The 21,754-nt window shown below is 56.7% G+C and carries 22 protein-coding genes and 1 tRNA gene; 4 read left to right on the top strand and 19 right to left on the bottom strand.

Annotation, left to right across the window (positions count from 1 at the left end; all coding sequences use genetic code 11):
- Nucleotides 1–102: 102 nt before the first annotated feature.
- On the bottom strand, nucleotides 103–1,287 hold the full coding sequence (locus ACYZT8_RS10530; RefSeq protein WP_461980843.1) for a GNAT family N-acetyltransferase: 1,185 nt from the start codon (nucleotides 1,285–1,287) through the stop codon (nucleotides 103–105).
- Between the two features lie 354 nt (nucleotides 1,288–1,641).
- On the bottom strand, nucleotides 1,642–4,620 hold the full coding sequence (locus tag ACYZT8_RS10525) for a DEAD/DEAH box helicase (RefSeq protein WP_461980841.1): 2,979 nt from the start codon (nucleotides 4,618–4,620) through the stop codon (nucleotides 1,642–1,644).
- 231 nt (nucleotides 4,621–4,851) lie between these two features.
- Here ACYZT8_RS10525 and ACYZT8_RS10520 point away from each other — a divergent pair, with 231 nt between their 5' ends.
- Nucleotides 4,852–5,667, top strand: coding sequence for a DUF4365 domain-containing protein (locus ACYZT8_RS10520; RefSeq protein ID WP_339471270.1), 816 nt, complete (start codon nucleotides 4,852–4,854; stop codon nucleotides 5,665–5,667).
- Between the two features lie 196 nt (nucleotides 5,668–5,863).
- Here ACYZT8_RS10520 and ACYZT8_RS10515 read toward each other — a convergent pair.
- The 9 genes from ACYZT8_RS10515 to thrS form a co-directional block, all read right to left on the bottom strand.
- Nucleotides 5,864–5,940: transfer RNA gene (locus ACYZT8_RS10515), tRNA-Pro, on the bottom strand.
- Nucleotides 5,941–6,029: 89 nt separating this feature from the next.
- Entirely contained in the window at nucleotides 6,030–6,386 is a 357-nt protein-coding gene (locus tag ACYZT8_RS10510) for a MerR family transcriptional regulator (protein WP_003179985.1), read from the bottom strand.
- Nucleotides 6,367–6,669, bottom strand: a complete 303-nt coding sequence (gene ihfA / locus ACYZT8_RS10505) for an integration host factor subunit alpha (RefSeq protein ID WP_002553164.1) — start codon at nucleotides 6,667–6,669, stop codon at nucleotides 6,367–6,369. Before ihfA ends, ACYZT8_RS10510 begins: the two co-directional genes overlap by 20 nt.
- 3 nt (nucleotides 6,670–6,672) lie before the next feature.
- A complete protein-coding gene (pheT, locus tag ACYZT8_RS10500; protein WP_461980838.1) occupies nucleotides 6,673–9,054 on the bottom strand; it encodes a phenylalanine--tRNA ligase subunit beta in 2,382 nt (793 codons plus the stop codon).
- Between the two features lie 26 nt (nucleotides 9,055–9,080).
- Nucleotides 9,081–10,097, bottom strand: coding sequence for a phenylalanine--tRNA ligase subunit alpha (gene pheS, locus ACYZT8_RS10495; protein WP_007905876.1), 1,017 nt, complete (start codon nucleotides 10,095–10,097; stop codon nucleotides 9,081–9,083).
- A 109-nt stretch (nucleotides 10,098–10,206) separates the two neighbouring features.
- Nucleotides 10,207–10,563 (bottom strand): 50S ribosomal protein L20, encoded by a 357-nt coding sequence (gene rplT / locus ACYZT8_RS10490; RefSeq protein WP_007905879.1) that lies wholly within the window; start codon nucleotides 10,561–10,563, stop codon nucleotides 10,207–10,209.
- Between the two features lie 28 nt (nucleotides 10,564–10,591).
- A complete protein-coding gene (rpmI, locus tag ACYZT8_RS10485; RefSeq protein WP_002553160.1) occupies nucleotides 10,592–10,786 on the bottom strand; it encodes a 50S ribosomal protein L35 in 195 nt (64 codons plus the stop codon).
- Nucleotides 10,787–10,846: 60 nt separating this feature from the next.
- Nucleotides 10,847–11,398, bottom strand: coding sequence for a translation initiation factor IF-3 (infC, locus tag ACYZT8_RS10480; RefSeq protein WP_169857083.1), 552 nt, complete (start codon nucleotides 11,396–11,398; stop codon nucleotides 10,847–10,849).
- Nucleotides 11,398–13,320 (bottom strand): threonine--tRNA ligase, encoded by a 1,923-nt coding sequence (gene thrS, locus ACYZT8_RS10475; RefSeq protein WP_461980836.1) that lies wholly within the window; start codon nucleotides 13,318–13,320, stop codon nucleotides 11,398–11,400. Before thrS ends, infC begins: the two co-directional genes overlap by 1 nt.
- Nucleotides 13,321–13,690: 370 nt before the next feature.
- Here thrS and ACYZT8_RS10470 point away from each other — a divergent pair, with 370 nt between their 5' ends.
- Nucleotides 13,691–13,993 (top strand): hypothetical protein, encoded by a 303-nt coding sequence (locus ACYZT8_RS10470; RefSeq protein ID WP_461980834.1) that lies wholly within the window; start codon nucleotides 13,691–13,693, stop codon nucleotides 13,991–13,993.
- Nucleotides 13,994–14,283: 290 nt separating this feature from the next.
- Nucleotides 14,284–14,496, top strand: a complete 213-nt coding sequence (locus ACYZT8_RS10465) for a cold-shock protein (protein WP_007905882.1) — start codon at nucleotides 14,284–14,286, stop codon at nucleotides 14,494–14,496.
- 72 nt (nucleotides 14,497–14,568) lie between these two features.
- On the opposite strand, the gene ACYZT8_RS10460 is transcribed toward ACYZT8_RS10465, so the two are convergent.
- Nucleotides 14,569–14,889 (bottom strand): I78 family peptidase inhibitor, encoded by a 321-nt coding sequence (locus ACYZT8_RS10460; protein WP_461980832.1) that lies wholly within the window; start codon nucleotides 14,887–14,889, stop codon nucleotides 14,569–14,571.
- A 167-nt stretch (nucleotides 14,890–15,056) separates the two neighbouring features.
- Nucleotides 15,057–15,362 (bottom strand): hypothetical protein, encoded by a 306-nt coding sequence (locus ACYZT8_RS10455; protein WP_461958179.1) that lies wholly within the window; start codon nucleotides 15,360–15,362, stop codon nucleotides 15,057–15,059.
- 133 nt (nucleotides 15,363–15,495) lie between these two features.
- Between ACYZT8_RS10455 and ACYZT8_RS10450 the strand changes: the two genes are divergently transcribed.
- On the top strand, nucleotides 15,496–15,708 hold the full coding sequence (locus ACYZT8_RS10450) for a hypothetical protein (protein ID WP_461980830.1): 213 nt from the start codon (nucleotides 15,496–15,498) through the stop codon (nucleotides 15,706–15,708).
- Between the two features lie 33 nt (nucleotides 15,709–15,741).
- Here the strand turns inward: ACYZT8_RS10450 and ACYZT8_RS10445 are convergent, their stop codons facing one another.
- Genes ACYZT8_RS10445 through ACYZT8_RS10420 form a run of 6 tightly spaced genes read right to left on the bottom strand, consistent with a single transcriptional unit; the run spans nucleotide 15,742 to nucleotide 21,708 of the window.
- Nucleotides 15,742–16,770, bottom strand: coding sequence for a nucleoside hydrolase (locus ACYZT8_RS10445; protein ID WP_461980828.1), 1,029 nt, complete (start codon nucleotides 16,768–16,770; stop codon nucleotides 15,742–15,744).
- Nucleotides 16,771–16,814: 44 nt separating this feature from the next.
- Entirely contained in the window at nucleotides 16,815–17,219 is a 405-nt protein-coding gene (gene rbsD / locus ACYZT8_RS10440) for a D-ribose pyranase (RefSeq protein WP_461980826.1), read from the bottom strand.
- Nucleotides 17,216–18,133 carry a ribokinase gene (gene rbsK, locus ACYZT8_RS10435; RefSeq protein WP_461980824.1) on the bottom strand — a complete coding sequence of 306 codons (918 nt, stop codon included), beginning with the start codon at nucleotides 18,131–18,133 and terminating at the stop codon, nucleotides 17,216–17,218. Before rbsK ends, rbsD begins: the two co-directional genes overlap by 4 nt.
- A 24-nt stretch (nucleotides 18,134–18,157) precedes the next feature.
- A complete protein-coding gene (locus tag ACYZT8_RS10430; protein ID WP_461980822.1) occupies nucleotides 18,158–19,177 on the bottom strand; it encodes a LacI family DNA-binding transcriptional regulator in 1,020 nt (339 codons plus the stop codon).
- A 3-nt stretch (nucleotides 19,178–19,180) separates the two neighbouring features.
- The gene (locus ACYZT8_RS10425; protein ID WP_010455954.1) at nucleotides 19,181–20,158 is read right to left on the bottom strand and encodes an ABC transporter permease; all 978 of its coding nucleotides are present in this window, start codon (nucleotides 20,156–20,158) and stop codon (nucleotides 19,181–19,183) included.
- Nucleotides 20,155–21,708 carry a sugar ABC transporter ATP-binding protein gene (locus tag ACYZT8_RS10420; protein WP_461980820.1) on the bottom strand — a complete coding sequence of 518 codons (1,554 nt, stop codon included), beginning with the start codon at nucleotides 21,706–21,708 and terminating at the stop codon, nucleotides 20,155–20,157. Before ACYZT8_RS10420 ends, ACYZT8_RS10425 begins: the two co-directional genes overlap by 4 nt.
- Nucleotides 21,709–21,754 lie beyond the last annotated feature (46 nt).

The raw sequence follows: 21,754 nt of genomic DNA, 5'->3' as shown, positions 1-21,754 counted from the left end.
GAGTATCCCGGGGCAGGCCACGCGCACCGACCTTCTGCTAAGTGTCAGTGCCGACCTTCAGAGCACAGTTTAAAGCCTTGAACGGACGACCAGAGCTTTGAGCTATGGCGATGGTAGCCAGGCCCTCTGATCAGCAGTGCCATGTTTACGGAGAAATGACTGCATTGCATCCGATACTGGTCGCTCAATATGAAAGTCTCCGTAGCGCTCAAGGAAATCGGCCCAGCGAGCCAACAACAAACCCCTCCGCCGATACTTCGGCGCGAACCATATCCAGTGCAGCGCCCACTGACCTTTGTGCGGGCCCGACGATTCAGGTAAAAATCCACAAGCGCCAGCGATCGTACCTTCAGCGTCTCCAGCGAAAAGATAACCGTGCCAACCCTCTGAGGCTGGACTAGTCGCAGAACCATCCCACTGAACCCGGTCGTAGCCAAACTCGCGCCTGAACGCCCTGGCTCGCTGCAAGACTTCCTCATGCATCCAAAGCGGGCTTGACGGATCAACGAGCTCCCCCCTAGGGACGACAGCAAGCCGCTGCGCGAACGGAGAGTTCGGCAAGGGCTCGTAGAGCTGGCGAGTCCACTCATGCTCTGCGTGGTGGATGCGTTCGTCTACAGAGCTGTTGGTAAGGTAGCGATGCTTGCAGTAGTCGCAAATGACGAACTCCTGTGGTTTAGGTTCGCTGTAGTTGGGCCCACGCACTTCAAGCCGAATTGCAGCTTTTCCCCTCCAGGTCATTGCGAACTTATATCCCGAAGCGTCCTTGTGGTGGGTTACAGAGATATCCCCTTCCCCAGCGTTTGGATCAGCTTTGAGCACAAAGCACTGCTTTCCACGGTAGTGTCGGTACATCAGGACCGAAAGTTCACTGTTCGTCAGCAGCTTCTTCTCGTTGATTTCCGGGGTCAGGGCGGCGACCAACCTGCTCGGGTCTACCTGCAGGCCGAGATGCTCCATATCGATCAGCAGCCCTACCGTATCCACTGCCGTTAGCCCCTCATACCCACTCACTTCATCTTCAGGGTATTCCGGCTTGTAGTAGACGGTCTGCCTGGGAATCGAAAGCGGATCAATCAATGCCTTGAATAGCCGTTCGATCGCGCTGTAGCGGCGGCGCTCAGTCAAGATCAGATAGTCGCCAAACTCTACAAAAGCCGTGACTCGATTGACCATGAGCTGACGCTCAAAGCGTGTCATCGAGTGGCTGCAGGATAGCGAGCGTCTATCCTCACTGAGGATACTGTAGAGCTCAGCAAGCGTGTTGCTCTCAATAAAACGGTCCATGAGCATCCAAAGGGAAGGCGAATGCAGCATCTTGCCAACCGTTCTCGGAGCACGCAATGCGCTTTATGCGCCAAGCACATAGCGTCATTGTTGCCGGCTGACTTCGCTGAATCCTTCTCGTATTTCGGCTGGTGGAGCGAAAAGCGTTGTGATCGGCCTAGTCAAAATCCCGCATTGATCTACATGCTGGGAGCACGGCAAACCGTTGGTTAAAGACTGTCCGTAAAGACTGCAATCTGGAAATGCGAAGAACCGAAAGTCCGCCCGTGGAGCTAAACGCTAGGTAAATCTAGGTCATCCACGATGGCGAAACACACGAAGCGGCCAGGCGTACTCCTCAGCCGCTTTGTGGAATCAATTCTCTGGTTCGTTGACCAGCCAGTAAGCCTTCGCTGCCCCTCCCTGCCTCGCGTAACTGATACAGAACGCCATAAGATCACTAAGGTGAGCATTGATCGCCGAGCGGCGAATGCCAGGCTGAACGCCGATCACGGAAAACGTGAGCTTGGTGGCAGGTGTAGTTTTCAACAACTGAGTAACGTCGGCTCTGTTGCCGCGAACAAAGTAGGAGGGTGATGTGTGCCTTGGAAGCATCCTATCTTCCATGTGCTGAACAATCGTCGGCACGTTGCAGTAATAGACCGACTTGACCAACTGTCCTGCCACCTCGTAGACATCACCCACACGTCCTCCACTTGGTGGCCCACCCGCACCTTTGCAGTGGTAGAAGCTGACGTTAACCTCATCCTCAGCATTCTTTGTTACACAGATATAATCGGCGGCCTCCCCCGCCCTGTGGTCGTAGAATAGTCCTTGAACATCCGGCAGGTTGACTAGGTGTCGCTCCAGGTGCTCCTGCACGGTCAGGTTTCCGGCGAGCAGCGCTCGCTTTCGCAACGTCTCGGGGGATTGATCCTGGGGTAGAAATTCGATGTGTATGCCACAGCCCCTCCAGTCGATGATCTCTGCATCGCCAGGAGCCAAACGCTCAGTTTGCAGCAACGGTGCGGCCATCAAATTCATCCCCTCAAAGGATGATTTGTCGGCGGCGTAGAACACTGGACTGTGCTCGCAGAGCCAGTCCGCCATTGCAACCCAGGAGTCGTGGGCAGACTCGATCTCGATGGAGACGTCAGGATCCAGACACGTCACCATCCGTGCGTTTGCCAAGTGAAATCGCATTGGCACCACGCCGAAGGCGCTAACCAGTAAAAAGGATAATTGCCCCGCCTGTAGGTCGCACTGAAAGTTCTGGATGTCCCACTCAACCAATCTCGAGTATTGAACGCGCTGCTGGGCGGCAGCCCGAAAGCGGACTTTCGGGTTGTTTTTGAATCCGCTTTTAGGCCAGTTCGCCGCTATGACCACATCTGGTAACCGACTCAAAGGCTTGCTAGAGCGCACGATGTCTAACTGGGTTGCGCTAAAGGGTGCATTACCGGAGAGGCGTCCGTTCAGGGTTTGCACCCACTCAACGAAATCAAGGATCGAGAGGCGCTGATTGCTCCATATCCGGGAACTGCTGCTTGCGCCAATCGTTTCCTTGACCTGCCCATTCATACCGCTGCCGAAGAAGTGTCCTTGGGAGAAGACTCGACTGTCGCCAGCTGTCACCGCCCTCTCCGCCTGGGGGCCAGTGAGGGTTCGATAAGTCTCTCCCTGCGAGTTGAACGTCGTGTTCTTCAGCCCAACGTTGTAAAACTTGACCTCCTCCAAGCCCGCGCGCGCCCTGCTGGTCTGTTGGTAGCTAAGCGGTCTGCAGCAACCGGGAGAAATCGTGTCCATGATGCTGAGGTAAAGCTTTTCCGTTCGACGGGTCGACCCTATGTAGCAGAGTTTTGCCGCCTCGAAAAACATCAAGAGAAACACGTCGTGACGCACATCGATCAGAGCATCAGAGATGGCCCAATTGGGAGACGTCTCGTCTGCCGTCAAAACCAACGAGATTGTCCCGTCTTGCGTTCCCCACTGCTTCACAATCCGCAAATGCCGCCCAATCGTGGAGTCAAGGAGCCCAAAATTCGGTGGCTCGTCACACTCGAAAACACGTACATGGGCATATAAATTAAAAGACAGCGGCGAGACAGATTCGTAGTCAGATTCGGCAATCTTCCTCACGGGGAGCCTTTCCATAAACTCCTGCTCCTCCAGAGATCCCGCGAGTTGAGCGATCGCAGCCTCATCAATCATCTGCGCAAGATTTACGCCTTCCTTAAGAAGAGACGCTGTTGCCTCCTTGATACGGAAAGTTGGTGCAATCAGCGTTGGCGGGCCTGTGGTTTCGTCCACACGGGCGAAGCGTCCAATGAATTGAATTGTGGGCACCAGAGACTGGTGGGGAGCATGGAGCGCCGCCACCTTGAGTTTCGGAAAGTCATAACCCTCTCCGAACATGTCCACGCAAACGATCGCTTCCAGCGCACCGGTGATTAGCCTTTCCTCAATCGCCTCCTGCTGACGTTTCGTAAGTTTGCTGCTAATGGCCTCGACCGCTATGCCCAGGCCTTGATAGAGCGGCACTAGTTCCTGTGCGGCCTTGATAGTCCCTGCGCGTACAAACAGCCTATGATCGAACCCGTTTGCCCTGTCCTCGTTAAGCTGCTGAACAGCCGCCCGAGCTATGGCTTGATCAACGTGTTCATCATCGAGTTCGTCCTCGATCGGTGCCGCATAGAAGTTAATTGGCTCAAAGGCCCCCTCATCGACAGCCCGCATTACGGGATATCGATAAACGAGCTTCCCTGGAATGACGCGCCCATCTCGTCGAAAGGGCGTTGCCGTGAGAAACAAGAACCGAGCTTTTGTGAAGTGTTCTACGTAGGCCATCCAGGAATCGGCCGGAGCATGATGGGCTTCATCGAAGATCACAAGATCGAAGAGATCCGACGGTGCACCAGGGGCTAGGTCGGGTGATGAGCTTGAAGGTGTCGAAACGACGACGTCGTAGGCTTGAAGCAATTGCCATTCTTCAAGGGATTGAGGACGGCCGATATGCAGGTGCACGTCGGGAAGCGGACAATCTTCAGCCAGCGCACCAATTCGGCGGAGCGTGGACATGACCGAAATATGTGAATGCACCTGTTTTCTCAAGGCGCTTGAAGGTTCCACTATCAATACACGCGCCGGCCCCAGCAGCATGGGAAGCGCCATCATCAAGGAGGTCTTTCCATAGCCAGTGGGCAAACAGACGATGGCAGGGTCGTCCTGCACGGAAAAATGCGCCAAAACGGCGTGCAACGCACCCAACTGTCCAGGTCTGAATCCATGATTGGGAGTACGCTGCTGTTGAAACAGATTCAGCGTCCCCGCTTGCTCAACAAAAAAATTCGGCACCGCAATCCCTCCTTTGGATCCGATTGAAGCGTACTCCGGTGCCGTTTTTGTGCAAGTGGTAAGGGTGTGGTTTGGTTGCGGGGCATATGAATTCAGCACCGACGACGGTTCACCACCGGCCTGCAGAGATCATTTGTAGTGATCTAATAAGCATGCGTCAGTTTATTCAGTGATCAAAAATAAAACGGCATTGAATGTCCCCCCTCCAACAAACGCAAGAGAGTGAGTTAGATGGACTTAATGACAAAAAATCTTCCTATGAGAACGAAGCCCCATATAGTTGACGATCAAGCAACTGCTTTAGTAAAAAAGGCCGTTGCAAAAAAAGGCTGGATTTATAGAGACTTACCAAAAGACTACGGTCTGGACGCGGAAATCGAGATCGTCAAGAAGCGAGGTTCAGTGACCGGCGCGCTTATACGATTGCAGATCAAAGGAACCGGGACTGATAGAGGTAAAATCCGCCTGAAGTCCACAACCGCGCGTTATTTGTCTGTTTCGTTAATTCCCGTGCTACTGATCGACGTAAATGTCACTACCGGGGTCATTCGGGCGCTACCTGTCGAACAGGATCATTTGACCCCAAGTAAACCCACCGCAAAAACAATCTCTGTAAGTATGAAAGGATCCTTCCAGCTCAGTGAGGGATGGAAGGACATCAAGAAGATCGCAGTCGAACATCAAACGTCCATCTTAGACATCAACAGATATACACTTTATAACGCTTCGGCCCAGCTGATTCGCTACATCGACCTGCTGATAAATTTCGGAGGTGACGCAGATATCATGCTGAAGTGGATGCGGGCATTTGCGCCCGACGATGCCTTAACTTCCAACTACGGTTACGCAGTCCACTTACGAGACCAGCTTAAAAATGATCCTAAACTTCTAGATCGGTTACGTCTCCTCGTAATGGATTTTTATCCGGAACTTGAGAAAAAAATCGACAAATCAATTGCATTGCAACGCTCAGGAGGTCTTTCAGAGCGAGCTAGGCAAGTAGTCGCCATCAGCTACCCCCCACAGCAAAAGCTGAAAACTGCCTGACGAGCCGTCAACTAGGTCCATCCCTGCCCTCCATCGCCGAAATTACTGCGGGGGGACATTGGCACCCAGAAATCTTGCGCCCATCTCCTCCGAAAGAGGTGAGGATTCCACCCAAAGCCAGTAGTTTTGTAGGGGTAAAAACCACTGAAAATAAAAAAGGGTCGCGAGATAAGATCTCGCAACCCCTTGAATTATATGGTCGGGACGGAGTGATTCGAACACTCGACCCCTAGCACCCCATGCTAGTGCGCTACCGGACTGCGCTACGCCCCGACTAGGCGTGAAACCCGTTCCTCTTCTCGAAGAACGCTCAAGAATATATCGCAAGCTTTTGAAAACTGGAAGTATTCAAACGCAGGAATTTATTTCTTGAGAACAACCAACACATCTTCCAACTCAGCAATCATCTGCCGAATCATCTGTTTGTATTGAGTGGTGTCGTCTTTGGCTTCATCTCCGGACAGACGCAAACGCGCGCCACCGATGGTGAACCCTTGATCGTAAAGAAGCGCGCGGATCTGCCGGATCATCAGCACGTCTTGGCGCTGATAATACCGGCGGTTTCCGCGGCGTTTGACGGGGTTGAGTTGAGGAAACTCCTGCTCCCAGTAGCGCAGCACGTGCGGTTTTACCGCACACAGCTCGCTGACTTCACCAATGGTGAAGTAGCGTTTGCCTGGGATGACGGGTAGCTCGTCGTTATGACTTGGTTCCAGCATAAGCCTCAACTCGGGCCTTCAACTTCTGCCCTGGACGAAAGGTGACCACACGGCGAGCCGTGATCGGGATTTCTTCACCCGTTTTCGGATTGCGGCCAGGCCGCTGGCGTTTGTCCCGAAGGTCGAAATTGCCGAAACCGGACAATTTGACTTGTTCGTTGTCTTCAAGAGCGTGCCTGATTTCTTCAAAAAACAGTTCGACCAATTCCTTGGCCTCCCGTTTATTCAGGCCCAGCTCTTCATACAGACGTTCCGCCATCTCAGCTTTCGTCAGAGCCCCCATACGTCACTTCCTTAACGTGGCGTTCAACCTTTGTTCGAGCGAGGTGAGGATGTTTTGCGTCGTGGTATTCACCTCATCGTCATTAAGAGTGCGCGATGGATGCTGCCAGGTCAAGCCGACTGCAAGGCTTTTTCTATCAGGATCAATGCCTTTACCCTGATACACGTCAAATAGCCTGAGGTCTGTGAGCCATTCGCCTGCATTTTCACGGATTACGTCCAGTACAGCACTGGCTGCAACATCCGTAGCCGCAATCAGCGCCAAGTCACGACGCACCTCAGGAAAGCGTGATAACTCCTGGAATTTAGGCATTTTTCCCAATGCCACCTCGGCCAGAACCAGCTCGAAGACGAAAACCGGGCGGTCGAGACCGAGGGTTTTCGACAATTCAGGGTGGATAGCGCCGACGAAACCGACCAGGCGACCTTCACGTTCGATGCGCGCGGTTTGACCCGGGTGCAACGCAGGGTGTTTGCCCGGCACGAATGTGAACGAATCCAGTGCACCGGCAAAGCCCAGCACCGCTTCCACGTCGGCTTTGACGTCGAAGAAATCCACGACATCGCGACCCTGAGCCCAGCCTTCCGGCAGCCGGCTACCGCAAACAACACCCGCCAGCATCGGCTCTTGCTTCAGGCCTTCCAGCTGACCGACAAAACGCAGGCCGCTTTCGAACAGACGGACGCGATCCTGTTGACGGTTCAGGTTGTGCTGAAGCGCCTTGACCAGACCGGGCCACAGGGACGAGCGCATGGCCGCCATGTCGTTGGAAATCGGGTTGGCCAGCAGCAGCGGCTCGACACCCGGATTAAACAACTCGAATTGTTTCGGATCGATGAAGCTGTAGGTGATCGCTTCCTGATAACCACGCGCCACCAACAGGCGACGCAGTTCAGGCAGATCGCTGCGCGCTTCAGCCTTGGCTTGCGGTGCCAGGCGAGCTTGCGGGTAACGAACCGGCAGACGGTTGTAACCGTAAAGACGCGCCAGTTCTTCGATCAGATCGACTTCCAGGCTGATGTCGAAGCGATGGCTTGGCACTTCTACGCGCCACTGCCCTGCCCCATCGGCAGAAATCTTCAGACCCAGGCCGCTGAGCAGACGCTCGACTTCGGCCGACTCCATTTCCATGCCCAGCATCTGAGTGATGCGTTGGGCACGCAGCGTAACCGGCGCAATCGACGGCAGATGCTGCTCGCTGACGGTTTCGATGATCGGGCCAGCTTCGCCGCCAGTGATTTCCAGCAGCAGGCCAGTGGCGCGCTCCATGGCTTCACGGGCCAGTTGCCAGTCCACGCCACGCTCGTAGCGGTGCGAAGCATCGGTGTGCAGGCCGTAGGAACGGGCCTTGCCAGCGACGGCAATCTGGTCGAAAAACGCGCTTTCCAGGAATACGTCGCGAGTGGTCGCGGTGTTGACGCCGCTGTGCTCGCCGCCCATGACGCCGGCGATTGCCAAGGCGCGGGTGTGGTCGGCAATCACCAGCGTATCGCTACGCAGGCTGACTTCCTGACCGTCGAGCAGTACCAGCTTCTCGCCTTCTTCGGCCATGCGCACGCGGATGCCGCCATTGATTTCGGCGAGATCGAATGCGTGCAGCGGTTGGCCCAGCTCCAGCATCACGTAGTTGGTGATGTCGACGGCAGCGTCGATGCTGCGAACGTCGCCACGACGCAAGCGCTCGACCATCCACAGCGGTGTAGGTTTGGTCAGATCGACGTTACGGATCACACGGCCCAGGTAACGCGGGCAAGCGGCTGGTGCCAGCACTTCGATCGAACGCACCTCATCGTGCACGGCTGGCACGACAGCCACCACTGGACGGGTGACTTCAGCGTCATACAGCGCGCCGACTTCACGGGCCAGACCGGCCAGGGACAGGCAGTCGCCGCGGTTCGGGGTCAGGTCGACCTCGATGCTGGCGTCGTCCAGGCTCAGGTACTCACGAATGTCCAGACCGACCGGCGCATCGACCGGCAATTCCATCAGGCCGTCGTTGCCTTCGCCGACTTGCAGCTCGGCTTGGGAGCACAGCATGCCGTTGGACTCAACGCCACGCAGCTTGGCTTTCTTGATTTTGAAGTCGCCCGGCAGTTCGGCACCGATCATGGCGAACGGGATCTTCAGGCCCGGGCGCACGTTTGGCGCACCGCACACAACCTGGAAAGTCTCCGCGCCATTGCTGACCTGGCAAACGCGCAACTTGTCGGCGTCCGGGTGTTGCTCGGTGCTCAGCACTTCGCCCACGACCACGCCACTGAATTCACCGGCGGCCAGCGTAACGCTATCGACCTCAAGACCGGCCATCGACAGACGAGCAACCAGCTCGTCGCGACTTACCTGCGGGCTTACCCAGCCACGCAGCCATTGTTCACTGAATTTCATCCTGCTCTCCTAAGAATTCGTTACGACTAGCGAAATTGCGCGAGGAACCGCAAGTCGTTGTCGAAGAACAGACGCAAGTCGTTCACGCCGTAACGCAGCATGGCCAGACGCTCAACGCCCATGCCGAAGGCAAAGCCCGAAAACTCTTCCGGGTCGATCCCGGACATGCGCAGCACGTTCGGGTGAACCATGCCGCAGCCCATCACTTCCAGCCAGCCAGTCTGTTTGCAGACACGGCAGCCTTTACCGCTGCACATCACGCATTCCATGTCGACTTCAGCGGACGGCTCGGTGAACGGGAAGTACGAAGGGCGGAAACGCACGGCCAGTTCTTTTTCGAAGAACACGCGCAGGAACTCTTCGATGGTTCCTTTGAGGTCGGCGAAATTGATGTCGCGATCGACCAGCAGGCCTTCAACCTGGTGAAACATCGGCGAGTGGGTGATATCGGAGTCGCTACGATACACACGGCCAGGGCAGACGATGCGGATCGGCGGTTGTTTCGATTCCATGGTGCGGACCTGTACCGGCGAGGTATGGGTGCGCAGCAACATGTTGGCATTGAAATAGAAGGTGTCATGCATCGACCGGGCCGGGTGATGGCCTGGGATGTTGAGCGCTTCGAAGTTGTGGTAATCGTCTTCGACCTCAGGGCCTTCGGCAATGCCGTAGCCGATGTGGGTGAAGAATTGCTCGATTCGTTCCAGAGTACGGGTGACCGGATGCAGACCACCCGAGGTCTGACCGCGGCCAGGCAGGGTCACGTCAATGGACTCGGCGGAGAGTTTGGCGGCTAGATCAGCCTCTTCAAACAACGCCTTGCGCGCATTGAGAACCTCTGTGACACGCTCCTTGGCAACGTTGATCAGGGCGCCGACTTGCGGACGCTCTTCTGCCGGCAAATTCCCCAGGGTCTTCATCACCTGAGTCAATTCGCCCTTCTTGCCAAGGTAGTGAACCCGGATTTGCTCCAGGGCATTGATATCTTCAGCGCTTTGCACAGCCTCTAGTGCTTGAGAGACGAGCGCATCCAGGTTTTCCATGTACAGACTCCAGATACAAAATAGGGGAAGAGCTTGAAGGCTCTTCCCCTATTTATGACGTTTAACACCTGGCCCCACAGAGGTGAGGCCGGGTGACTGTCGGGGGTACTTAAGCCAAGGTGGCTTTAGCTTTCTCGACAATCGCAGCAAACGCCGCTTTTTCGTTCACTGCCAGATCAGCCAGAACCTTACGGTCGATCTCGATGGACGCTTTTTTCAGGCCGGCGATGAAACGGCTGTAGGACAGACCGTTGATACGTGCACCAGCGTTGATACGAGCGATCCACAGAGCGCGGAACTGACGTTTTTTCTGACGACGGTCACGGTAGGCGTATTGGCCTGCCTTGATTACCGCTTGCTTGGCAACACGGAATACGCGCGAGCGAGCGCCGTAGTAGCCTTTAGCAAGTTTCAGAATTTTTTTGTGACGTTTACGGGCAATGACGCCACGCTTTACACGAGCCATGAGTTACTTCCTCTATTCTTGACTAAAATTAACGAAGGCGCAGCATGCGCTCGACTTTTGCCACGTCAGACGGATGCAGCAAGCTGCTACCGCGCAGTTGACGCTTACGCTTGGTCGACATTTTAGTCAGGATGTGGCTCTTGAAAGCGTGCTTGTGCTTGATACCGTTAGCAGTTTTCAGAAACCGCTTAGCAGCACCACTTTTCGTTTTCATTTTTGGCATGTTCGGATACTCCGCATTCAGTTGATAAACATAATCAGAAGGCCTGCCGTGCCCTGATGATTACTTCTTCTTTTTCGGGGCGATGACCATGATCAGCTGGCGTCCTTCCATCTTAGGATGCTGTTCGACCGAACCGTACTCGAGCAAGTCACCTTCAACTCGCTTGAGGAGTTCCATCCCCAGCTCCTGGTGGGCCATCTCACGGCCGCGGAATCGCAAGGATACCTTGGCCCTGTCCCCATCACTCAGGAAACGTACCAGGTTGCGCAGTTTTACCTGGTAATCCCCTTCCTCCGTCCCTGGACGAAACTTGATTTCTTTAACCTGAATCTGCTTCTGGTTTTTCTTGGCAGCGGCAATCTGCTTCTTCTTTTCGAAGATCGATTTGCCGTAGTCCATCAGTTTGCAAACAGGGGGTACTGCATCGGCGGAAATTTCCACCAGATCCAGCTTGGCCTCTTCAGCCTTAAGAAGCGCGTCTTCAATTGACACAATCCCAAGCTGTTCACCTTCAGCCCCAATTAACCGAACCTCGCGTGCCGAGATATTCTCGTTGATCGGGGCTTTCGGTGCAGCTCGTTTATCTTGTCTCATTTCACGCTTAATAGTAATTACTCCGAATCTGGGCGACCACGCCGGGAAACCGCTTGCGCGAGAAACTCAGCGAACTGGGCGACGGGCATCGAGCCCAGGTCAGCACCTTCACGAGTACGCACAGCGACAGTCTGCATCTCGACTTCCCGATCTCCGATAACCAAGAGATAAGGAACCTTGAGCAAAGTATGCTCGCGGATTTTAAAGCCGATCTTTTCATTTCTCAAGTCAGACTTGGCACGAAATCCGCTTTCATTGAGGGTTTTTTCAACCTCGGCGGCAAAATCAGCCTGTTTATCAGTGATATTCATGATCACTGCCTGGGTCGGAGCCAGCCACGCAGGGAATGCACCCTCGTAATGCTCGATCAGGATTCCGACGAAACGTTCGAAGGAGCCGAGGATCGCCCGGTGCAGCATAACCGGGTGCTTGCGACTGTTGTCTTCAGAGACGTATTCGGCTCCCAGACGGACAGGCAGGTTAAAATCGAGCTGAAGGGTACCACACTGCCAGACACGGCCAAGGCAATCTTTCAGCGAGAATTCGATTTTCGGACCGTAGAACGCACCCTCACCCGGCTGCAGATCGTACGGCAAGCCAGCGCTATCAAGGGCTGCAGCCAGTGCAGCTTCGGCGCGATCCCACAGCTCGTCGGAACCCACGCGTTTTTCCGGACGAGTGGACAGCTTCATTTCGACGTCTTTAAAGCCGAAGTCGGCATAAACGTCCATGGTCAGCTTGATGAATGCAGCGGATTCGGCCTGCATCTGCTCTTCAGTGCAGAAGATGTGGGCGTCGTCCTGAGTGAATGCACGCACACGCATGATGCCGTGCAGCGCACCCGATGGCTCGTTACGGTGGCAAGCACCGAATTCGGCCAGGCGCATCGGCAACTCGCGGTAGCTTTTCAAACCCTGATTGAACACTTGCACGTGGCAAGGGCAATTCATTGGCTTGATCGCGTAGTCGCGGTTTTCCGACTGAGTGGTGAACATGTTGTCGGCGTAGTTGGCCCAGTGCCCGGATTTCTCCCACAGGCTGCGGTCAACGACCTGAGGCGTCTTGATCTCCAGGTAACCGTTGTCGCGCTGAACCTTGCGCATGTACTGCTCGAGCACCTGGTACAGAGTCCAGCCGTTCGGGTGCCAGAACACCATGCCCGGGGACTCTTCCTGGGTGTGGAACAGGCCCAGACGCTTGCCGATCTTGCGGTGATCGCGCTTTTCAGCTTCTTCGATGCGCTGGATGTAAGCCGCCAGCTGCTTCTTGTCCGCCCATGCGGTGCCGTAAACGCGCTGCAACTGCTCGTTCTTGGCATCGCCACGCCAGTAGGCGCCGGACAATTTGGTCAACTTGAAGGATTTCAGGAAGCGCGTGTTCGGCACGTGCGGACCGCGGCACATGTCGACGTATTCTTCGTGATAGTACAGACCCATGGCCTGCTCGTTCGGCATGTCCTCGACCAGGCGCAGCTTGTAGTCTTCGCCACGGGCCTTGAACACTTCGATCACTTCGGCGCGCGGAGTGACTTTCTTGATCACGTCGTAATCTTTTTCGATCAGCTGCTGCATGCGCTGTTCGATCGCGGCGAGGTCGTCCGGGGTGAAAGGACGTTCGAAGGCGATGTCGTAATAGAAGCCTTCGTCGATGACCGGACCGATGACCATCTTGGCGGTCGGATACAGCTGCTTGACCGCGTGGCCAACCAGGTGGGCGCAAGAGTGGCGAATGATCTCCAGCCCCTCTTCATCCTTTGGCGTAATGATTTGCAGCGTGGAATCGCTGTCGATGATGTCGCTGGCGTCGACCAGCTTGCCATTGACCTTGCCGGCCACGGTGGCCTTGGCCAGACCTGCACCAATGGATGCGGCGACCTCGGCTACGGAAACCGGGTGATCGAATAAACGTTGACTGCCGTCGGGAAGAGTAATAGTTGGCATGGCGCCTCCTCTCCTAGTGGTGACCCCTACCAAAGGTCACGTGGGTTGGGATGAGCCAGTACAAGATCCGATCCAGGCCATTCAATGACGAACGCCTGCCTTACAGCGGCAGGAGCCTTGCGGCCAACCGGAAAACCGAACCAGAGTGACTGGGATTCAAATCAGGGTTATTCGCGCTATTGCCGCCACCGGGACTGAAGGTCATCCGGAGCCTGCAAAAGCCCGAGCGGGGCATGCTAGCACAGATGAACGGTCGTCGATGCAACGAGGCTTTGTGCTGGGGCAAATCATGCAATTTATGCCAGAGTGCTGAACTTGAACCCCACTTTACCCCTCAGATAAGACATTGACCCACAAGGAGCATCCCAGCATGCGTCTGAATCGTTTGTTCGCAGTCGTCGCCCCCATCGTTCTGCTGCTGCCACTGGCCGCCCACGCCGATTGGCCAAAGGGCGAGCGCGAGAAATACATGGCTCAGTGCACAGAAGCGGCCACTCCGCAGATCGGTGCTGCCGCAGCAAAGGCTCACTGCGCTTGCGGTGCGGATGCGATCAAATCGTATCCAGCTGGCGACATCCAGTCATTGATGGACAACAAGGCCAGTCCAGACTTGCAACAGAAAGCATTGGGTCAGATAGCCAAATGCAAGGCCAATACGCCGGCGAAAAAGTGACAAAAAAGTCCTTTTGACCCGGCTCAACACCGATAAAAAGTGATGCATTTGAGCCTTTTCGTACAATTTATGCAGGTTTTACAGGTTTTTTTATCGTCTTTACTTTCGGCTGAAAGCCTTGTAAAACGGGGCTTTCAGCTACATCAAGCAGCAAACGAAACGCGTCTGCAGGGCAAACAGCACGTCCGGGGGGCTCCCAAAGCGAACATTTCGACTATGATACCCCGGTGTGCCCAGTTGGCCTGAGCAGCACAGCACTACTGAAAATATATGTTTCTTGGAGATACACCATGTCTAATCGCCAAACCGGCACCGTTAAATGGTTCAACGATGAAAAAGGCTTCGGCTTCATCACTCCTCAAGGTGGCGGTGACGACCTGTTCGTACACTTCAAAGCTATCGAAAGCGACGGTTTCAAAAGCCTGAAAGAAGGCCAAACCGTTTCCTTCGTGGCTGAGAAAGGCCAAAAGGGTATGCAAGCTGCACAAGTCCGCGCTGAGTAATTTTCAGCCGCACTAAAAAAACCCCGTCCATGTGACGGGGTTTTTTATGAGCGAAGCAAAAGTTTGAAGTGATCAGCCGCAGTTGACGCGGGTCACCACCTGGCTGGCATCGGTATTCAGGTTCAGGCGATCAGAACGGTATTCCAGCGTCACCATATCGTTAGGCGACAGGAACCGGGCATTCTGTGCACCTGCGCGGGTACGTGCCTGCTCCAGCAGTGCAGGCGAAGCTGGTTTGCCAATGGCGAATTCGGCCGCCTTAGCCTCGCAACGGCTGTGGCCAGTGTCAGTCGTCGTAACAGGGTCTGTCGCCGATTCCGACGTCGTACTGCTGCAACCCGCCAGCAGCGTGACAGCGAACAAAGTACCCAATGACGCGAACTTCCAAGGCATGAAGCCTCCTTTTTTCCAATAGTTAAGCTGAGATCTTGCGACCGCCAATCCGGCATTTGGTTTCGAGGCGAGAGCCATCACCCTGCCCTGGATCCGCACGAGCGGCGAGTTTGCCTGAGCGTCACCCTGCCGTTCATCACTCAATCGTGACTGAATATGAACAGTCCTCAATAGACGTCGATGTAATCATAGGGCGGGTTCGGCCAGTTTTCTTTCAGCGCATTGAAAATCTGCATGACCCAGACTTCGTCGCTGGCCGCGACCAATCCTACATATCCGGAGCCCTTGGCCCACGTCTCCAGGCGAAACAGTAGCCCGTTGATATCGGTGCCGCCCACAACGCCTGATGAAATGTAGGCGATGCCGCCCTTGGTCACTCGCAGCTGCGTGTGCTCATCATCACTGGCGGAAGCCAGCAGCTGGCGTACAGCCTCAAGGGTCAAGCCGTCAGGAGTGTTCAAATCGATCTGCACAGCACAGTCCTTGAAAAATTCGTCAAAGACCAAGTGTCGCATAGCCCTCTTCTCATGCCTAAGTCGGAGTGCCAAACGCCGCGCAAAATGGTTAACTCGGCACTCAGACTTTTCCGACTTCACGAGCGCCATCATGACCACCGTAAGCATCGACGCCAACATCACCGTCAAGTGGCCGCAGGGCCACAGCTCTTACAGCCCGGGCAGCCCGGAAGAGTTGGCAATCATTGGTATCGATCTGTTGGTCAAGGCACTGGGCACTGACGCGGCCCATTCATTCATCAAGCAGGTATTCGAGAGATATCCCGCCGACCTGAAAGACGCAGTGGAAACCGAGAAATACTAAAAACCCGCAGGCTGGCACCTGCGGGCATACGACTTACTTCAGACGAGCCAGACGCTGGGTCAGAAGATCGAAGAACCCCTGGGCGTCTCCGCTTTCTACCCAAAACGCGTTCTTTGGCGCTTTCAGGCCGTCATACCAGTCGACAATGGTTTGGCCGAAGGTCGGGCCTTCACGGCTATCAACGACCACGTTGACCGAACGACCGGTGAACAATTCAGGCTTGAGCAGGTAAGCAATGACGGTTGCGTCATGCACCGGGCCACCGGGAATACCGTAGTGCTCCATGTCGCCTTTGACGTACTCATTGAGAATATCGCCCACCAGCTTACTGGCATTGTTGTTGATCGCTGCGATCTGCTTCAGGCGCGCTTCACTGGTGAGAATCTTGTGGGTCACGTCCAGCGGCAGATACGTCAGCTTCACGCCGCTTTTAAGCACCACTTCCGCAGCTTGCGGATCGGCGAACAGGTTGAACTCGGCCACCGGGGTAATGTTGCCGCCGTTGAAATGCGCGCCCCCCATGATCACCACTTCCTTGATGCCCTGAACGATTTCAGGTTCCTGGATCAGCGCCAGGGCCAGGTTGGTCTGTGGACCCAGCATGGCGATGGTGATGCTGTGGGGCTTGGCGGCCCTCAGGGTATCGATCAGGTAATTGACCGCATTACCTTCGGCCAGGCCTTTCTTCGGCTCGTGCACAGTGACGCCCGACAGACCTTCCTTGCCATGGATGTTTTCCGCATAGATCGGCGTGCGCATCAACGGTTTCGGTGCACCCGCGTAAACCGGCACCTCCTCGCGCCCTGCCCACTCACGGGCCAGTCGAGCATTTCGCGAAGTCTTGTCCAGACGCACGTTGCCGGCAACGGTGGTCAGCGCACGAATGTTCAGTTCTTCAGGCGACGCCAACGCAAACAGCAAGGCGACGACGTCGTCGGCACCTGGATCGGTGTCGATGATCAAATCGATCTTTTCCGCCGCCTGGGCGCTCGTTGCAGTAATCAGGGACAAAAGCAGCAGACTCCGGAGCAGGTGGTGCAGTTTCTGAGCATAGCGGTGCATATCGCACTCCTTGTGCGTGGGGAAACAAATGTGTGTACAGCGCGTTAGAACGTCACCCCCGATACCAGCACGATGTTGCAGTACGGCGCACATTCGCCTGTACGAACAATCGCTCGCGCCTGTCGGCTGAGGACTTTGAACTGTTCGTGGCTGAGCAGCTCACGCTGGCCCAGCGCGCCTTTGGCATTCAGCTCATCCAGCGCGCTCAAGGCGGGGGGTTGTTTATCCAGAATCTCCTGGGCCAAGACATGGCGCTCCACCTGCATTTCGCTGAGCACGACCTTCAAAGTGCTGACGAAATCCGGAATACCCTGGGTCAGGGCCAGGTCGATCAGTTCGACGCCCGGTGGGACCGGCAGGCCGGCATCGCCGATCACGACCATGTCGCCGTGACCAAGGGACGCGATCAGCCGAGACAGCGCGACGTTGAGCAAAGGTGTCTTTTTCATGGTGCTTTGAACGCCTGTACATCGGACAAGGTGGGAATCGAGGGTTGCGCGCCGGCACGGGTGACCGATAGCGCTGCGGCGACCTGGCCGAAACGGATCGCTTCAGCTTCAGTCTTGCCGGACGCCAGCGCAGCGGCGAACCCGCCGACGAAGGTGTCGCCAGCCGCCGTGGTATCGACAGCCTTCACTGTCGGCGCCGGGAAATGTTCGAAGCCTGTGCCGTTGGCGAACATCGATCCTTGAGCGCCAAGGGTGATGATGACCTTACCCGCGCCCAACGCGATCAAACGGGTCGCAGCAGTTTCGGCAGTTTCAAGGGAGTCCACCGGCAAACCGCTGAGGGCCGAGGCTTCGCTTTCATTGGGAATCAGATAATCGATGGACGCATACCAATCCGCTGGTAGCGGGCGACTGGCCGGCGCCGGGTTGAGGATCACGATCTTGCCCAGCTCACGGCCGCGCTTGAGGGCATGACCCACCGTGGCATCCGGCACTTCCAGCTGACAAATGATCACGTCCGCCGCCTGCAATACCGCATCGAACTGGTCGATGACTTGTGGCGTCAGCGCACCGTTGGCACCGGCGACGATCACGATTGCGTTCTGACTGTTGTCATCGACCACAATCAAGGCCACGCCGCTGGAACCTTCGACCGTGCTGACTGCCTGGCAGTCGATGTGCTCGGCCAACAGCGCGCCGCGCAATTCTTCGCCGTAAGCATCGCTGCCGACACAACCGACCATCGACACCTCTGCCCCCAGCCGCGACGCAGCAACTGCCTGGTTCGCGCCCTTGCCACCGGAAACCGTGGCAAACGACTCGCCGATCAGCGTTTCACCGCCACGGGGCAACCGTGGAGCCCGGGTCACCAGGTCCATGTTCAGGCTGCCTATCACCACTACTTTTGCTGGCATACATCACTACTCGTCAATTCGGTTTCAGCGGTATTCGTCGAACACACCGGCGAGCGGTGCCGTCGATTCTCGCAGGACAATACTGGGCGTCACGATCCGTTGATCGGTGGCCATATCGGGTGACGCAATCCGTCGTAACAGTACCTCGGCCGCCATCTCACCGAGCTGCAGGATCGACTGGCCCACGGTGGTCAGCGCCGGATAGACATAGCGGCTCATCTGGATATCGTCGAAGCCGATAACCGACAATTCGGTCGGTACACGAACATTGCGCTCGGCAGCCGCTCGCAGCACACCGATGCCGATCATGTCGTTGCCGGCGAAAATCGCGCTGGGCGGGTTCTTTTCCAGCAGGATCGCAGCGGCGTTGTAACCGCCCGTGCTGGTGAAGTCACTTTCGAGCATGCGCTCGGGATGAACTTCGACGCCTGCTTCCTGCAAGGCACGGCAATAACCGGCCAGACGCATCTGCGCCACGCTGGTGCCCGCCGGGCCGCCAATGGTGGCGATATCCCGGTGACCCAGCTCCAGCAGATGCCGGGTGGCCAGATAGGCGCCGTATTCGTGGTCGATGCGCACCAGGTCGGCATTCACACCTTCCAGGCCGCGGTCGACGATCACCATTGGCGTGCGTACACCGGCGAGACCTTCTGCCAGCCCCGCGTCGCCACCGGCCGAAGCCACGATCAATCCGTCGATACGCTTTTCCAGCAGCACGCGCAGGTAACTGCGCTGTTTGTCTGGGTTGTCGTCGGAGTTGCAGAGGATCACGCAATAGCCGTTACGCTCGCAGTAATCCTCGATGCCACGGGCCAGTTCGGCGAAGTACGGGTTGAGGCTGTTAGGCACCAGCAAACCGATGGTCGCCGTGGTCTTGGCTTTCAATGAACGGGCCACGGCGCTCGGCACGTAGTCCAGGGTTTTGATCGCCTCCTCGACTTTTTTTCGCACCATTTCACTGACCGGTCGGGTCTTGTTCACCACGTGGGAAACCGTGGTGTAGGAAATCCCCGCGAGTGCCGCTACATCCTTGATCGTTGCCATGACTCAGGTCCGCCGGCTTGCGCGCTGACTGCGATAAGTATCAAGCACCACCGCCACCACGATCACCGCGCCGGTGATGATGCGTTTGGTGGGCTCGGTCGCGCCGATCTGCGCCAGGCCTGCCGCCAGTACGGAAATAATCAGAACCCCAAAGAACGTGCTGATCACCGAACCACGACCGCCCATCAGGCTGGTACCGCCGATCACCACGGCGGCGATCACTTGCAGCTCCAGTCCGGAGCCGGCATTCGGGTCCGCCGCTTCCAGACGGGAAATCTGGAACAGCGCGGCAATACCGGCCAGCAGCCCCATCAGACTGAACACCAGGATCTTGTAGGGTTTTGGATTGATCCCTGCCAGACGCACCGCCTCTTCGTTGGTGCCGATGCCGATCAGGTAGCGACCGAACACAGTACGGGTCAACACGGCCTGAGCGATGATGATGATCAGCAAGGCAATGATGAACGACGGCGAAATGCCGAAGGCGATGGGGTTGGACAGCCAGGCGAAGGCGTCACCGATGTAAGCCGTGCGCGAACCGGTCATCTGATACGCCACGCCACGGGCCATTTCCAGCACGCCGAGGGACACGATGAACGAAGGGATTCGCCACGCCACGGTGATCGATCCGGTGATGGTCCCGGCCAATGCCGCAATCGCCATCCCGAGCAGCGCTGCGGGCAGGACGCTCCAGCCCCAGCCGAGAATCGCCACGCTGACGGCCGACGCCGCGAGCGCCAGTACCGAGCCGACCGAAAGGTCGATACCGCCGATGATCAGCACGAACGTCATGCCGACCGCCAGTACCATCAAATCGGGAATCTGGTTGGCCAGGGTGCTGAACGTGTCGTAAGACAGGAAATGGCTGCTCAAAACCGAGAACAGCGCAACCATCGCCAGCAAGGCACCGGCCAGGCCCAGATAGGTGCCCAGACCGTAGAAATTGCCACTACGTTTGCCGGCAGAAGATGCAGTTTTCATGAAAGGTCCCTAGGCGCTGCTTCGTTGAGCAACGCATCACGTTTTTGGTAGCCGGCGAACGCGGCGGCAAGCAGATCATCCTGGGTCCAGCTGTCGCGCTCGAAGGTGTCAATCAGGCGCCCCGCCGACAACACGCCGATCCGGTCGCAGATCAGCATCAGCTCACGCAGGTCGCTGGACACCACCACCAGCGCCTTGCCCTGACGGGTCAGCTCACCGAGCAGTGCATAAATGTCGAACTTGGCGCCCACATCGATGCCGCGGGTCGGTTCATCGAACAGCATCACCGAACAGTCGCGCTCCAGCCAACGGCCGATCACGACCTTCTGCTGGTTGCCGCCCGACAGCTCGGACACCAACTGCGTCGGGCTCGAACTGCGGATGCGCATGGCGTCGATCTGACGCTGGGCCAGGGACATTTCGTCCGCGTTGTTGACGACACCGCCACTGGAAATCACCGGCATATTGCCTAACGCAATGTTGGCGCTGATCGACTGGGTCAGCAGCAGGCCTTCGCCCTTGCGATCCTCGGTGATCAGGGCGATGCCGTGACCGACCGCATCAGCCGGCGAACGAATACTCACTACTTGAGCGGGTGAACCCAGCGCGACGGTGCCGCTGTCCGCGGTGTCGGCACCGAAGATCAGGCGCAGCAACTCGGTGCGCCCTGCCCCGATCAATCCGGAAATTCCGTAGATCTCACCGGCACGAACTTCGAAGGACACGTCGCAAACCTTGTCCGAGCGGGTCAGCCCTTTGACCGTCAGGGCGGGTGCGCCAATGTTGCGCGGCCCCAGGTCTATGTGTTCGCCGAGCTCACGGCCCACCATCAGGGTGACCAGTTGCTCGCTGTTGTAATTGGCCATCGGTTCGACGCAGACCAGGTTGCCGTCACGCAACACCGCAATGCGCTGTGCGACCCGCGCCAGTTCTTCGAGGCGATGGGAGATATAGATGATCGACACGCCGCGAGCCTGCAAGCGGGTGATCTGTTCGAACAGCATTTCGACTTCACGAGCGGTCAGCATCGCGGTCGGCTCGTCGAGGATCAGCACATGGCAATCGCCGATCAGGTTGCGGGCGATCTCGACCATTTGCTGGTGACCGATGCCGAGTTCGCCGACCAGAGTGTCAGGGTCGATCGCGTCGAGCCCGACCTGGGCCATGGCCTCGATCGCAGCCTTGCGCAGTTGCTTGCGGCTGATCCAGCCGCCATTGCTGGGCAAGTTGTCGAGAAACAGGTTTTCCGCCACCGACAGGGTCGGCAACAGATTGAGCTCTTGCATGACCATACGGATTCCCAGGTCTTCGGCCTGGGTGCGGCTGCCAGGGCGATAATCCTGCCCCTGGAATTGCATCTGGCCGGTGGTCGGCGTGACCAGTCCGCCAATGATTTTCGACAGCGTGCTTTTGCCGGCGCCGTTCTCGCCGGTCAGCGCCAGCACCTCACCGCGCATCAGCGTCAGGTCAATGCCGGTCAAAACGGGTTGGGCGTAGGTCTTGCCGATGCCGCTGACCGAGAGGACAGCGTTCGGGGCGGAAACTGACATAAAACTCTCCATGCGCTCGCCCGGACGGGCGAGCACCGTTGTGTCG

The sequence above is a fragment of the Pseudomonas sp. LB3P93 genome, from assembly GCF_054898025.1.
The sequence above is the reverse complement of the archived record's forward strand: the minus strand, read 5'-3'. Positions and strand labels throughout refer to the sequence as shown.

Excerpts from the sequence above, each read along its gene's own strand:
- ACYZT8_RS10530 (WP_461980843.1), bottom strand. The coding sequence starts at position 1,287 with ATGGACCGTTTTATTGAGAGCAACACGCTTGCTGAGCTCTACAGTATC.
- ACYZT8_RS10520 (WP_339471270.1), top strand. The coding sequence starts at position 4,852 with ATGGACTTAATGACAAAAAATCTTCCTATGAGAACGAAGCCCCATATA.
- ACYZT8_RS10510 (WP_003179985.1), bottom strand. The coding sequence starts at position 6,386 with ATGCTGGAACCAAGTCATAACGACGAGCTACCCGTCATCCCAGGCAAA.
- ihfA (WP_002553164.1), bottom strand. The coding sequence starts at position 6,669 with ATGGGGGCTCTGACGAAAGCTGAGATGGCGGAACGTCTGTATGAAGAG.
- pheT (WP_461980838.1), bottom strand. The coding sequence starts at position 9,054 with ATGAAATTCAGTGAACAATGGCTGCGTGGCTGGGTAAGCCCGCAGGTA.
- pheS (WP_007905876.1), bottom strand. The coding sequence starts at position 10,097 with ATGGAAAACCTGGATGCGCTCGTCTCTCAAGCACTAGAGGCTGTGCAA.
- rplT (WP_007905879.1), bottom strand. The coding sequence starts at position 10,563 with ATGGCTCGTGTAAAGCGTGGCGTCATTGCCCGTAAACGTCACAAAAAA.
- rpmI (WP_002553160.1), bottom strand. The coding sequence starts at position 10,786 with ATGCCAAAAATGAAAACGAAAAGTGGTGCTGCTAAGCGGTTTCTGAAA.
- thrS (WP_461980836.1), bottom strand. The coding sequence starts at position 13,320 with ATGCCAACTATTACTCTTCCCGACGGCAGTCAACGTTTATTCGATCAC.
- ACYZT8_RS10470 (WP_461980834.1), top strand. The coding sequence starts at position 13,691 with ATGCGTCTGAATCGTTTGTTCGCAGTCGTCGCCCCCATCGTTCTGCTG.
- ACYZT8_RS10465 (WP_007905882.1), top strand. The coding sequence starts at position 14,284 with ATGTCTAATCGCCAAACCGGCACCGTTAAATGGTTCAACGATGAAAAA.
- ACYZT8_RS10460 (WP_461980832.1), bottom strand. The coding sequence starts at position 14,889 with ATGCCTTGGAAGTTCGCGTCATTGGGTACTTTGTTCGCTGTCACGCTG.
- ACYZT8_RS10450 (WP_461980830.1), top strand. The coding sequence starts at position 15,496 with ATGACCACCGTAAGCATCGACGCCAACATCACCGTCAAGTGGCCGCAG.
- ACYZT8_RS10445 (WP_461980828.1), bottom strand. The coding sequence starts at position 16,770 with ATGCACCGCTATGCTCAGAAACTGCACCACCTGCTCCGGAGTCTGCTG.
- rbsD (WP_461980826.1), bottom strand. The coding sequence starts at position 17,219 with ATGAAAAAGACACCTTTGCTCAACGTCGCGCTGTCTCGGCTGATCGCG.
- rbsK (WP_461980824.1), bottom strand. The coding sequence starts at position 18,133 with ATGCCAGCAAAAGTAGTGGTGATAGGCAGCCTGAACATGGACCTGGTG.
- ACYZT8_RS10430 (WP_461980822.1), bottom strand. The coding sequence starts at position 19,177 with ATGGCAACGATCAAGGATGTAGCGGCACTCGCGGGGATTTCCTACACC.
- ACYZT8_RS10425 (WP_010455954.1), bottom strand. The coding sequence starts at position 20,158 with ATGAAAACTGCATCTTCTGCCGGCAAACGTAGTGGCAATTTCTACGGT.
- ACYZT8_RS10420 (WP_461980820.1), bottom strand. The coding sequence starts at position 21,708 with ATGTCAGTTTCCGCCCCGAACGCTGTCCTCTCGGTCAGCGGCATCGGC.